The organism is Tateyamaria sp. ANG-S1, assembly GCF_000814025.1.
Classification (GTDB): domain Bacteria; phylum Pseudomonadota; class Alphaproteobacteria; order Rhodobacterales; family Rhodobacteraceae; genus Tateyamaria.
Map to the genome: position 1 here is coordinate 452,402 of NZ_JWLL01000006.1, position 12,204 is coordinate 464,605.

The 12,204-nt window shown below is 63.3% G+C and carries 10 protein-coding genes; 5 read left to right on the top strand and 5 right to left on the bottom strand.

From position 1 onward, the window contains the following. The first annotated feature begins 52 nt into the window (after positions 1-52). Together hfq and hflX are read left to right on the top strand one after the other, a co-directional pair. Positions 53-292 (top strand): RNA chaperone Hfq, encoded by a 240-nt coding sequence (hfq, locus tag RA29_RS13490; protein ID WP_007119530.1) that lies wholly within the window; start codon positions 53-55, stop codon positions 290-292. Beyond that, positions 292-1,563, top strand: coding sequence for a GTPase HflX (gene hflX / locus RA29_RS13495; protein WP_039686753.1), 1,272 nt, complete (start codon positions 292-294; stop codon positions 1,561-1,563). The genes hfq and hflX overlap by 1 nt, the downstream gene beginning before the upstream one ends. A 55-nt stretch (positions 1,564-1,618) precedes the next feature. Here the strand turns inward: hflX and RA29_RS13500 are convergent, their stop codons facing one another. After that, on the bottom strand, positions 1,619-2,161 hold the full coding sequence (locus RA29_RS13500) for an rRNA large subunit pseudouridine synthase E (RefSeq protein ID WP_039686755.1): 543 nt from the start codon (positions 2,159-2,161) through the stop codon (positions 1,619-1,621). Then, positions 2,158-4,623, bottom strand: a complete 2,466-nt coding sequence (locus RA29_RS13505; RefSeq protein ID WP_039686757.1) for a penicillin acylase family protein — start codon at positions 4,621-4,623, stop codon at positions 2,158-2,160. Before RA29_RS13505 ends, RA29_RS13500 begins: the two co-directional genes overlap by 4 nt. 108 nt (positions 4,624-4,731) lie before the next feature. On the opposite strand from RA29_RS13505, the gene RA29_RS13510 reads away from it, so the two are divergent. Next, positions 4,732-5,604 (top strand): NAD(P)-dependent oxidoreductase, encoded by an 873-nt coding sequence (locus RA29_RS13510; RefSeq protein WP_039686759.1) that lies wholly within the window; start codon positions 4,732-4,734, stop codon positions 5,602-5,604. A gap of 242 nt (positions 5,605-5,846) precedes the next feature. Here the strand turns inward: RA29_RS13510 and RA29_RS13515 are convergent, their stop codons facing one another. The 3 genes from RA29_RS13515 to RA29_RS13525 all read right to left on the bottom strand — a co-directional run bounded on the left by RA29_RS13515 (position 5,847) and on the right by RA29_RS13525 (position 7,965). After that, complete coding sequence (locus tag RA29_RS13515) at positions 5,847-6,413, bottom strand: YSC84-related protein (protein ID WP_039686761.1); 567 nt, start codon at positions 6,411-6,413, stop codon at positions 5,847-5,849. 242 nt (positions 6,414-6,655) lie between these two features. Beyond that, positions 6,656-7,666: a porphobilinogen synthase gene (gene hemB / locus RA29_RS13520; RefSeq protein WP_039686762.1), complete on the bottom strand. Its 1,011-nt coding sequence runs from the start codon at positions 7,664-7,666 to the stop codon at positions 6,656-6,658. Between the two features lie 50 nt (positions 7,667-7,716). Further along, positions 7,717-7,965 carry a hypothetical protein gene (locus RA29_RS13525; protein ID WP_039686764.1) on the bottom strand — a complete coding sequence of 83 codons (249 nt, stop codon included), beginning with the start codon at positions 7,963-7,965 and terminating at the stop codon, positions 7,717-7,719. 131 nt (positions 7,966-8,096) lie between these two features. Here RA29_RS13525 and RA29_RS13530 point away from each other — a divergent pair, with 131 nt between their 5' ends. Next, positions 8,097-8,624: a hypothetical protein gene (locus RA29_RS13530; protein WP_039687791.1), complete on the top strand. Its 528-nt coding sequence runs from the start codon at positions 8,097-8,099 to the stop codon at positions 8,622-8,624. Between the two features lie 57 nt (positions 8,625-8,681). Further along, positions 8,682-12,134 carry a transcription-repair coupling factor gene (gene mfd, locus RA29_RS13535; protein ID WP_039686766.1) on the top strand — a complete coding sequence of 1,151 codons (3,453 nt, stop codon included), beginning with the start codon at positions 8,682-8,684 and terminating at the stop codon, positions 12,132-12,134. Positions 12,135-12,204: the final 70 nt, after the last annotated feature.

Genomic DNA, 12,204 nt, shown 5'->3' on the forward strand with positions numbered 1-12,204 from the left:
GGAGGGACGGTCTGATCCGCAGGCCTAAGCAAGAAAAAAAGGGTTAACCGACATGGCTTCGGACCGACAGAATTTACAAGATGCATTCCTAAACCACGTGCGCAAGACCAAGGTGCCCGTGACGATTTTCCTGATCAACGGCGTGAAACTGCAGGGGGTTATCACGTGGTTTGACAACTTCTGCGTGCTGCTGCGCCGCGATGGGCAGAGCCAATTGGTCTACAAGCACGCGATCTCGACCATCATGCCGAGCCAGCCGATCAGCCTGTATGAGGGCGAAGACGCCTCTTGATGGGTGAGATGCCGGAGTTCACCCGCGCTTGGGTGCTCCATCCTGATATCAAATCTGACCCGGACCGGCGCGAGGCGAGCTTTGCGCTGGCCGAAGCCGTGTCGCTGGCCCATGCCTTGCCCGAGTTGGAGGTTGTGGGCAGTGAGATCGTGCCGTTGCCGCGCCCGCAGGCGGGCCTGCTGTTTGGGTCCGGCAAGATTGAAGAGTTGGCCGAGCGCTTGCACGATGCCGAGGTTGAGCTGGTTCTGATCGATGGACCTGTCACGCCCGTGCAGCAGCGCAATCTGGAAAAAGCCTGGAAGGTCAAATTGCTGGACCGGACCGGGCTGATCCTTGAGATTTTCAGCGACCGGGCGGCAACCCGCGAAGGCGTGTTGCAGGTCGAGATGGCAGCACTCAGCTACCAGCGGACGCGATTGGTGCGCGCCTGGACCCACCTGGAACGACAGCGCGGTGGTTTGGGATTTGTCGGCGGTCCCGGTGAGACGCAGATCGAGGCGGACAGGCGCGCCATCGACACGCAGCTTGTGCGCTTGCGCCGGCAGTTGGACAAGGTGGTCAAGACACGGACGTTGCACCGCGCGGCACGGGCCAAGGTGCCCTATCCCATCGTGGCGCTTGTGGGCTACACGAACGCGGGCAAGTCGACGTTGTTCAATCGGTTGACCGGTGCGGATGTGATGGCCAAAGACATGCTCTTTGCCACGCTCGACCCGACCATGCGCCGGGTGGAATTGGAGAACGGGCCAGAGGTGATCCTGTCGGACACGGTTGGTTTTATCTCGGCCCTGCCGACGGAGTTGGTGGCGGCGTTCCGGGCGACTCTGGAAGAGGTGCTGGCGGCTGACGTCATCCTGCATGTGCGCGACATTTCGCACCCCGAGACGGAGGCGCAAGCCGAGGACGTCCGCACCATCCTGAGCGATCTGGGCGTGGGCGAGGGCCGCGAGATGGTCGAGGTCTGGAACAAGATTGACCTGCTGCCCGAAGAGGAGGCCGATGCGGCCCGCGCGCGGGCAGAGCGGGATGAAGGTGTGTTCGCGATGTCGGCCATCACGGGCGAGGGGATTGACGCGCTGCTGGCCGATGTGGCCGCGACCTTGCAGGGCAGCGTGAGCGAGGAGACGCTGCTGTTGCCCTATGCCGAGGGGCGCAAGCGGGCGTGGCTGTTTGAACAGGACGTCGTGCAGGCCGAGCGGCAGGGTGAGGACGGGTTCGAGTTCGATGTGCGCTGGACGGCGATCCAGAAGGCGCGGTTCGACGGCCTCTGAACGGCGTCGGAAATTTACAAAATTTCCGGTCCGTTTTCTTTGAAAGAAAACGGTGTCACGTCGAACGCCAGTCTCCCGGCTGCAAATTGTCCAGTGTCCAGTGTCCGATCTGGACCCGGATCAGGCGCAGGGTTGGGAAGCCCACATGTGCTGTCATGCGCCGGACCTGTCGGTTGCGTCCTTCGGTGAGCGTCAGTTCCAGCCAGCTGTCGGGGACGGATTTGCGGACCCGGATGGGTGGGTCGCGGTCCCAGATGTCGGGGGGTGCGATGGCCCGTGCCTTGGCCGGTTTGGTGGGCCCGTCCTTTAGCGTGATGCCGGTGCGGAGGTGTGTGAGGGCGTCTTCTGTGATCGTGCCTTCGACCTGTGCGAGGTAGGTTTTGGGCGCTTTGTACTTTGGGTGCGCGATCTTGGCCTGGAGCCGGCCGTCGCTGGTCAGGACCATCAGCCCTTCGCTGTCGCGGTCGAGGCGGCCTGCGGCGTAGACGCCGGGTATGTCGATGTAGTTTGAGAGCGTCGGGCGCGGGGAGCCTTCGGTCCCCTTGTCCGTGAACTGCGAGAGCACGCCGTAGGGTTTGTTGAAGAGGATCGTCGTCACTGGAGCGGTTCGAGCCGTGTGATCCCGACTGCGGCGGCCCGTGCGAGCCCTTCGTCGAGCGACATGGGGATGTATTCCCCGCGTCGCCAGAGTTGCGCCAGATCGTCGTAGTGTCGCGATAGGAAGTGCCCCGATTGTCCGGTTGAGATGACGAAGACCGAGGAGTTGGGGTCGGCGAAGTCATAGACGCCGCGGTAGCCTGCGCCGTGGACATTGTGGAACGGGTCGGGGCCGGTGCCGCGGGTGAGGCCGCGCAGAAGGGTATTGTCGCCGCCGGATGTGCTTTGCCGGATGTTGACGAAGTAGCGCAGGATCGGCACGTCGCCCAGCACCTGGTGGTCGTGGGTGGCCTGGTGTGCGTCGCCCCAGCGGAGGCTTTCCAGTTGGCTGCCCCATGTTTCGTTGATGTCGAGGAGCGCGTCATCGAGGGCGAGCCGGGCCATGTCGGCGCAGGTTTCGACCGGGGCCGATTGGCGGACGTCGCACCAGATCGCGGCGCCGTCGACATTGCGGAACACACGTTCGATGAAGAGCGGTTCGGGGTGGGTGAGCGTGTCGGCCATGGGACCCAGTTCATCCCGGATGAGCCGGTCCTGCAGCTTGCGCAGCCAGGCGGCGTAGATCAGCGGTTCGGGCCAGTGCTCGTTCATCTCGCCGTTCCATTCGGCGAGTAGGGCGAGGGCGCGTTGGCGTTGCCGCTCCGGCGTGCCTGCGGGGGCGGCTTCGCCGGTGAACCACAGCTCAGCCCCGATCAGGGGCAGGAGCGAGCGGGCGGTGAAGCTGACCGTGTCGAGTTGCGCCTCGATGAAGCTGTCGCGTGTGTGGACCTCTCGTGCCTGCATCAGCCTGCGCCAGCGTTGCACCCGTTGTGTATCGCCCCAGGTGAAGCTGATGTGGTTGGGGAAGGGGCGGTCCACCGTCTTGTTGTTGGTGTTGCCGAGGATGCCGCCCACCGGTGACACAAAGCCGGGGTTTGAGGTGTAGGGCATGCGGCCCTGCCAGCGGTTTTCGGGCCGCCAGCCCAGCGACGGCATGCGCCCCTGGCTTTGATGTGCGGCGTTGCGGTTGGGCACTGCGCCGATGGTTTTCATGGCAATCGAACTGCGGTCCACCAGGGTGATGTTCTGGGCCGGGGCGATGTAGCGTTCGCCTGCGGTGATCGCCTCGGCCACGTTTTGGGCTTTCATGATCCCGAGGGCCGCGCTGAGCGAGGTGTCGTTGGGGCTGAGCACGGTCCAGCTGAGTGCGGCGACGTGGCCGGGCGGTGTGACCGTGCCGAGATTGCGGACGCTGCCCGGCAGGACGGGGCCATTGTCCGTCCAGCGCAGGGTGAGCGTGACCGGGTCCTGATCCGCGATTTCGAGGATGGAATCGCGGGTCTCAAAATCTTTCCAGCCCGTTGGCGTGCGGTACTGGCCGATATTTTCGGGGTTCAGTTCCTCGATGAACACGTCCTGATCATCGACATAGGCCGTCGTCAGCCCCCAGCCGAGCAGGTCGGAGCGGCCTGTCAGCACCACTGGCATGCCGGGGATCGTGCCGCCGATGACGCCGCCGGTTTGCAGTTCGAGCCGGGCGAGATACCAGATGGCGGGGGCGGAAAAGCCCAGATGCGGGTCATTGGCCAGAAGCGTGCCGCCCGAGGCCGAGCGGGCGGCGGCCGCGGCCCAGGCGTTGGAGGCCCCGGCAAACCCGCGGGGGCGGAAGGGCGAGAGCGGGTGCGGTTCGGGCTCAACAGCGGCAAAGTCAGTCTCAACGCCCGGTACCAGAGATGCGTATTCGGGCAGGCTGGCGATGCCTTCGCCCGGTACATCCGGTAGGATGTCCGCGAGCCGTGCGGGATCGTCGAGTGCGAGCGACATGCGGGCGCGCAGCACCTCTTCGCTCAGATGGCCGGAGAGTTGCAGGCCCATGAGTTTGGCCACCGCGATGCTGTCAGCAGGGCGCCAGGGCGCGAGGGGCGTGTTGAAGAGGAACATTTCAGGCGCGCCGCGCCCCAGCGCCTCGGCGTTGATCTGGTCGAGGCGGGCGTTCACCCCGGAGGCGTAAGCCTCGAGCGCGGCGCGTGTTTCTGCATCTTGCGCGTCGACCGATTGAACCGACAGGCGGTAGATGTCGAGGCGGCGGATAAAGCTGTCGGTGTCCACCGTGGTGGTGCCGAACAGCTCGCTCAGGCGGCCTTGGGCGGTGCGCCGCAGCATCATCATTTGCCAAAGCCGGTCTTGGGCGTGGGCAAAGCCGAGGCCGTGGAACACATCGGTGTCCGTTTGCCCAAAGATGTGGGGGACGTTGGCATTGTCGCGCACGATCTCGACCGGGGCGGAGATGGCGGGCACGCGCACGCGGGCGTCATAGTTGGGCAGCGAGCGGGAGGCGAGGTAATAGACCATGCCGACCGCCAGAACCGCGAGCACGATCAGTGCTGCCGTCAGCCGTACCAGCCATTGAAAGACCACTGCCATGCCGTGTCGCCCTTATCGTCGCGCGTTGACCCTTGGGCCACGACTGTTAGGTAGGCGGGGACGGAAGCGCAAGCCAGAGGCGGCGCAAAACACGAGGAGCGATCACGGATGGCAAAGCTGGCATTTCTGGGGATGGGTGTGATGGGCGCGCCCATGGCGGGGCATCTGGTGAAGGCGGGCCACGAGGTAACGGTGTACAACCGCACAGCGGCCAAGGCGCAGGACTGGGTCAATGACCATGGTGGGGCGATGGTCCGCACGCCGCGTGCGGCCGCCGAAGGTGCCGATTTCGTGATGGCCTGCGTGGGCAATGACGATGATTTGAGGTCCGTCTGTCTGGGTGAGAATGGCGCTTTTGCCGGGATGGCCAGCGGCACTGTCTTTGTCGATCACACCACGGTGTCGGCCAAGGTCACGGCCGAGCTTTATGCGGCGGCGGATGCGGCACAGATTAGCTTTGTCGATGCGCCGATTTCAGGCGGGCAGGCGGGGGCCGAGAACGGCCAGTTGTCGATCATGTGTGGTGGGGATCAGGGCGCGTATGCCCGCGCCGAGCCGATCATGCAGGCCTATGCCAAGCTGTGCCGTCGCATTGGCGAGAGCGGTGCGGGGCAGATGACCAAGATGTGCAACCAGATTGCCATTGCGGGTGTTGTTCAGGGCTTGGCCGAGGCGCTGCATTTTGCCGAGAAGGCGGGGCTGGACGGGCGTGCGGTGGTCGAGGTGATCAGCCAGGGTGCGGCCGGGTCGTGGCAGATGTCGAACCGGTATGAGACGATGCTGGATGATCATTTCGATCACGGCTTTGCCACGGACTGGATGCGCAAGGATCTGGGGATTTGTCTGGATACTGCTGATGAGAATGGCGCCAGCCTGCCGGTGACGGCGCTGGTCGATCAGTTTTACAAGGATGTGCAGAAGATGGGCGGCGGGCGCTGGGATACGTCGAGCCTGTTCAAGCGGTTGCGGACGATTGGGTAGGGTTTTGTCGGTGGGCGGCTCTGTTTGCTGCGCAAAGGCGCCCGCCCACCGACCCGTTTGGGGCTGCGCCTAGATGCTTTAGGTGTGGCTGGCAGCTTTTGCGGGAAATGGCTGTCTTTCTGCGGCGCCCCTAAATGCGCAGCCGTTCTCGTGCTGCGCCCAGGTGCTCCACGGTGTGGCTGGCAGCTTTTTCTTTGAAAAAGCTACCCTTGCCACTTAGTGCGTCTGCCTGCGCAGCCGCACTAGGGGATGATGCGGGTGTACTTCGTCCCTTCGAGCGTTGCGCCGATGCGCAAGCCCGCGCGGGCGAAAACCGCTGCCAAGACTGGCGACAGGGCCGTTGTGGTGTCCGCGGCAACGCTGTCGCCTTCGCCCGACACGACATATTCCAGGTCTGCCCCTGCGGCCCAACCGGGGCCGCGGCGGAACTCGCTCAGCGCCTCTTCGGTCATGAAGAACAGGACGTGCGCTGATTGCTGGGCTCCGATTTGCAGCCCGCCGGAGCCCTTGACCACCGAATAGTAGTCAACCGTGACGTTGTTGACCCGAAGGGCACCGCGCCCGTAGGAGCCGCCGAAGACGAACCCGGCTTCGGTCACCAGCGGCATGATGAGCATGCCATTTGCCTTTTCGGCGAGTTGCACCGTGTTGGGGTAGCTGCGAAACATCTCGTCCAGCGTGGCGTCGACGCGCGCGTCGATCACGGACCCGCCGCTGCTGCCCACGCCATTCCCACATGCCGCCAGCAGCCCCGTGCCAGCAAGCGCCCCTGCGGCGAAGGCACGCCGCGAGATTCCGTTCGATTTCATTTTGAACCGCCTGTGTTGCTCTTGTTTGTGCCCGGTTTCTCCGGACCTCGTGCGCAGATATACGCCGATTGGGGCGATCTGTCACTATGGAGGATGGGCTGCGCGGGTTTCTGCCTTGGTATTTGGGGGCTTTGCCCCCGGCTGCGCCTCCCCCGGGATTTTTTTGAAACAGGGAATTCGCAGGCTTCCCGGAAACGCCGTGGGGCGGCGTTTCGCCTGCGAATGGGCGGAGCCCTCGGCGTTTAGGCGGACGTGTCCCCGTTCAGCAACCTCGCCGCCGCTGGCGCAAAGTATGTCAGGATCCCGTCACACCCCGCCCGTTTGAACGCCATCAGGCTTTCCATCATCACCCGGTCGTGGTCGACCCAGCCGTTGGCGCTGGCCGCTTCGATCATCGCGTATTCACCCGACACCTGGTAGGCGAAGGTGGGGGCGCCGAAGCTGTCTTTCACCCGGCGGCAGATGTCGAGATAGGGCAGGCCGGGTTTGACCATGACCATGTCGGCGCCTTCGGTCAGGTCCCGTTCGATCAGTCGCAGCGCTTCGTCTGAGTTGGCGGGGTCCATCTGGTAGGTTTTCTTGTCGCCCGTCAGTGCGCCCGATGCGCCCACCGCGTCGCGGAAGGGGCCGTAGAAGGCTGAGGCGTATTTCGCGGCGTAGCTGAGGATCATGACGTTCTGGTGGCCTGCGCTTTCCAGTGCTTGCCGGATCGCACCGATGCGGCCGTCCATCATGTCGGAGGGGCCGATGATGTCGGCGCCTGCCTCGGCCTGGCTGAGCGCCATTTTGACCAATGCCTCGACCGAGCGGTCATTCACGATCTCGCCATTTTCGACAAAGCCGTCGTGGCCGTTGATGTTGTAGGTGTCGAGGGCGACGTCGGTCATGATCGCGATCTCGGGCACGGCCTGTTTGATGGCGCGGATGGCACGGTTGGCGTGGTTTTCGGGGTCCCAGGCGCCCGCGCAGTCTTCGGTCCGGTCCTCAAGCCCTGTATAGGGGAAGATGCAGATGGCGGGGATGCCCAGATCGGCGGCTTCGCGCGCGGCCTCGACCACCTTGTCGACCGAGCGGCGGACGACGCCGGGCATGGAGGGGATGGGCTCTTCGATCCCTTCGCCGCTGCGGACGAAGACGGGCCAGATGAAGTCATCGACTGTCAGCGTGTTCTGCCGGACCATGCCGCGGATTGCGGGGCTTTGGCGGGTGCGGCGCAGGCGGGTGGCGGGGAAGGGAGCTTGGGTCGGGCGCATGGCAGGTGTCCAGTTTGAGTGACAGTGCATGGGTGGCATGAACCTTGCGGTCAGGCAAGGTCCCGTTCGGCCAGATCGACGAGAGCGGCTGCGAGTGCGAGCGCCTCCTCTCGCCTCAAAGGGTGGTATTGCGGACCGGCAGTGGACGCCAATTTCAGCGTGATGGGCAAGTCTTTGTCACCGCTGTGGATCAGATCGACACTGGCCGATACCCGGTACATTGATCTTATGCCGGATCGCAGATGGCCAATCTTCTCAAAGAAACCCGGTGAAATCTCTTTCATGGTCGTCGGTTCCATCGTGTTTTGCGTGCTGCACATGTTGACGCATATTTTTTTCGGTAGGAGGTGTCTAGGCACTGCGATGTGCGCGCGCTAAGAGGGGCGCCAACCGAGGTTAGATGGCCCTGAACGCGGGCAACAGGACAGGCGTGGACTGGTACGACACGATTTTCGAGCTCATCGACATGCGCTCTTTCTCGAACCTGTGGTTCTGGATTGCGCTGGCGGTGATGTGGTCCACGGCAAGCCATTGGGTGCTGGGTGTGCCCTATGACATGGTGGCGCGGGCGCGGCGGCATGGCGGGCAGGCGGCGGAGGACCTTGAGGATCTGATCCGCATCAACACGAACCGGTTGCTGTTTATCGGCTCTGTCTCGGGGCTGTGGCTGTTGGGGATCGCCTGTTTTCTGATGACGGGGCTGGTGCTGCTGGGCTTTCTCTATGATGTGGAGTTTGCGCAGGCCGTGTTCCTGTTGGCCTTTCCCATGAGCATTGTGGGGGCTTTGAACCTTTCCACCGCACGGCTGATCCAGGACGAGGGGGCGACGGGCGAGGCGCTGTGGCGACGTTTGACCCGGCACCGGACCATCGTGCAGGCCATCGGTATGGTGTCGATCTTTGTCACCGCGCTGTGGGGGATGTACCAAAACCTGTCTGTTGGGCCGCTCGCCGGTTGACAGCGGCGTCCAAAACGCCAAGTTACGCCCTCTTGGTTTCCCAACATCTGCTGATCCATGTCCAACGCCCAACACATCACCGTTTCCGGCGCGCCCGAAGGGTTTGACGCACGACTGATCCTTGACGAAGTGGCCAAGGGCGGCGCTGTTTGCCATGTGGCCCGCGACGACAAGCGGTTGGCAGCCATGCAGGCTGCCCTGCGGTTTTTTGCGCCCGACATGCCCGTGCTGGTGTTTCCGGGCTGGGATTGCCTGCCCTATGACCGGGTGTCGCCGAACGCCGACATTTCCGCCCAGCGGATGGCGACGCTGGCGGCATTGGTCCATGGGATGCCCGAGCAGTTCGTGCTGCTGACCACGCTGAATGCAGCGACGCAGCGCGTGCCTGCGCGGGACTTGCTGCGTGAGGCGGCATTTTCAGCCACGGTGGGCAATCGTGTGGACGAAGCGGCCTTGCGCAATTTCCTGGTCCGTATGGGGTTTGTGCAGAGCCCGACGGTTATGGAGCCCGGGGACTACGCCATTCGCGGTGGGATCATCGATATTTATCCGCCGGGCGACCTTGGGCCCGTGCGGTTGGACCTGTTTGGCGATGTGCTGGATGGCGCGCGGCGCTTTGATCCGGCGACCCAGCGGACGACCGAGAAGCTGGATGTGATCGAACTGGCCCCGGTGTCCGAGGTCATTCTGGACGAGGCGGCGATCACGCGGTTTCGGCAGAATTACCGGTTGGAGTTTGGCGCGGCGGGCACGGACGATCCGCTCTATGAGGCGGTCAGTGCCGGGCGCAAGCATCAGGGTGCCGAGCATTGGTTACCGTTGTTCCATGATGGTTTGGACACGCTTTTTGACTACCTGCCCGGTGCCACGATCACGTTGGACGATCAGGTCACACCTGCGCGGCTGGCGCGGTGGGAGAGCATTGAGGACCAGTATGAAACTCGGCGGCTTGCCATGGAAAACCGGTCCAAGATGGACACGGTGTACAAGCCGGCGAAGCCCGAGGGGCTGTATCTGGACGATGCCGCGTGGGAGGCCGCTGTGGCCGGTTTCCGTGTGCTGTCCTTTGCCCAGTTGCCGCAGGCGACCGGGCCGGGTGTCACCGATGCGGGTGGGCGGATCGGGCGCAATTTCTCGCCCGAGCGCCAGCAGGAATCCATAAGCCTTTTCGGGGCTTTGGCATCGCATGTTAAAGGGAAGATGGCGAGTGGGCCGGTTGTCATCGCTAGTTATTCCGAAGGTGCGCGGGAACGCTTGACCGGGCTGATTGAGGATGAGGGGCTGGCGGAGGTCATTCCGATCCCGAATGCAACCCGCATCGGGAAACGGGGTTTGCATCTGGCGGTTTGGGCGCTGGAACATGGGTTTGAAGCGCCCGGCCTGACGGTGATTTCCGAGCAGGATGTGCTGGGGGATCGGTTGATCCGGCAGCCAAAGAAGAAGCGGCGGGCCGAGAATTTCCTGACCGAGACGCAGTCGCTGTCTCCCGGTGATCTGGTGGTGCATGTGGATCACGGGATTGGCCGGTATCAGGGCATGGAAGTGGTTACTGCTGCTGGTGCGGCCCACGAGTGCCTGCTGCTGGAATATGCGGAGCGGTCGAAGCTGTATCTGCCGGTCGAGAATATCGAACTGCTGTCGAAATACGGCCATGAAGAGGGCTTGCTCGACCGTCTGGGCGGTGGGGCGTGGCAGGCCAAGAAGGCCAAGCTGAAAGAGCGCATTCGCGAGATGGCGGATCGGTTGATCCGGCTTGCGGCGGAGCGTGCCTTGCGCAAGGCGCCCATCCTGGAGCCGCCGCCGGGGATGTGGGACGCCTTTGCCGCGCGGTTCCCGTATCAGGAGACGGATGATCAGTTGAACGCCATTGCTGCGGTGATGGACGATCTGACCGCGGGCCAGCCGATGGACCGGCTGATCTGTGGCGATGTGGGCTTTGGCAAGACCGAGGTGGCGATGCGCGCGGCCTTTGTCGCGGCGATGTCGGGTGTGCAGGTGGCGGTGATTGCGCCCACGACCTTGCTGGCGCGGCAACACTACAAGAGCTTTGCCGAGCGGTTCCGGGGTTTTCCTATAGAGGTGCGGCAACTGAGCCGTTTTGTGAGCGCGAAAGAGGCGGCGTCTGCGCGCGATGGCATGGCGAAGGGGACGGCGGATATTGTCGTGGGCACCCACGCGCTGCTGGCGAAGGGCGTGCGGTTCAACAACCTTGGCCTGCTTGTCATTGATGAGGAACAGAAATTTGGGGTCGGGCACAAGGAGCGGCTGAAGCAGATGCGCTCGGACGTGCACGTGCTGACGCTGACGGCGACGCCCATTCCGCGCACATTGCAGCTGTCGCTGACGGGCGTGCGTGATCTGTCGATCATCGGCACGCCGCCCGTGGACCGGTTGGCGATCCGGACATATGTCTCTGAATTCGACGCGGTGACCATACGAGAGGCGCTGTTGCGGGAGCATTATCGTGGGGGTCAGTCCTTTTACGTCGTGCCGCGCATCAGCGATTTGCCTGAGATCGAGGAGTTCCTGAAGGAGCAGTTGCCGGAACTGACGTACGTCGTGGCCCACGGGCAGATGGCGGCGGGTGAACTCGATGACCGGATGAACGCCTTTTATGATGGAAAGTTCGATGTGCTGTTGGCGACGACGATTGTGGAAAGCGGTCTGGATATTCCGACGGCGAACACGATGGTGGTGCACCGGGCGGATATGTTTGGTCTGGCGCAGCTCTACCAGATACGGGGCCGTGTGGGGCGGTCGAAGACGCGGGCGTATGCCTATCTGACGACGAAGCCGCGCGCCAAGCTGACGGCTACGGCTGAGAAGCGGCTGCGTGTTTTGGGGTCGTTGGATACGCTGGGAGCTGGGTTCACGCTGGCGTCGCAGGATCTGGACATTCGCGGGGCAGGGAACCTGCTGGGCGAAGAACAGTCGGGCCAGATGCGGGATGTGGGCTTTGAACTCTACCAATCGATGCTCGAAGAGGCGATTGGCAAGATCAAGGCGGGTGAGATGGAGGCGCTGACCGACGATGACGGGCAGTGGGCGCCGCAGATCAATCTGGGTGTGCCGGTATTGATCCCCGAGGACTATGTGCCTGATCTGGACGTGCGGTTGGGGCTGTATCGGCGTCTGTCGGAGCTGAGTACGAAGGTGGAGCTTGAGGGCTTTGCCGCCGAGTTGATCGACCGGTTTGGGAAGTTGCCGAAGGAAGTGAACACGCTGATGCTGGTCGTGCGGATCAAGGCGATGTGCAAGCGGGCCGGGATCGCGAAGCTGGATGGTGGGCCCAAAGGGGCGACGCTGCAGTTCCACAACGACAAGTTCGCCTCGCCCCAGGGGCTTGTCGAGTTCATTCAGGATCAGCGCGGCATGGCCAAGGTCAAGGACAACAAGATTGTTGTGCGCCGCGACTGGGCCAAGGACAGCGACAAGATCAAGGGCGCTTTTGCGATTGCACGGGATCTGGCGGAGAAGGTTGTGGCGGAGAAGAAGAAGGCGAAGGCGTAACGCCATATGGGTGTTTGCAACTTTGCAACCACCACATGCTGTGATTAAGAATTCCTGATTCGTCGGCATC

Excerpts from the sequence above, each read along its gene's own strand:
- hfq (WP_007119530.1), top strand. The coding sequence starts at position 53 with ATGGCTTCGGACCGACAGAATTTACAAGATGCATTCCTAAACCACGTG.
- hflX (WP_039686753.1), top strand. The coding sequence starts at position 292 with ATGGGTGAGATGCCGGAGTTCACCCGCGCTTGGGTGCTCCATCCTGAT.
- RA29_RS13505 (WP_039686757.1), bottom strand. The coding sequence starts at position 4,623 with ATGGCAGTGGTCTTTCAATGGCTGGTACGGCTGACGGCAGCACTGATC.
- RA29_RS13510 (WP_039686759.1), top strand. The coding sequence starts at position 4,732 with ATGGCAAAGCTGGCATTTCTGGGGATGGGTGTGATGGGCGCGCCCATG.
- RA29_RS13515 (WP_039686761.1), bottom strand. The coding sequence starts at position 6,413 with ATGAAATCGAACGGAATCTCGCGGCGTGCCTTCGCCGCAGGGGCGCTT.
- hemB (WP_039686762.1), bottom strand. The coding sequence starts at position 7,666 with ATGCGCCCGACCCAAGCTCCCTTCCCCGCCACCCGCCTGCGCCGCACC.
- RA29_RS13525 (WP_039686764.1), bottom strand. The coding sequence starts at position 7,965 with ATGGAACCGACGACCATGAAAGAGATTTCACCGGGTTTCTTTGAGAAG.
- mfd (WP_039686766.1), top strand. The coding sequence starts at position 8,682 with ATGTCCAACGCCCAACACATCACCGTTTCCGGCGCGCCCGAAGGGTTT.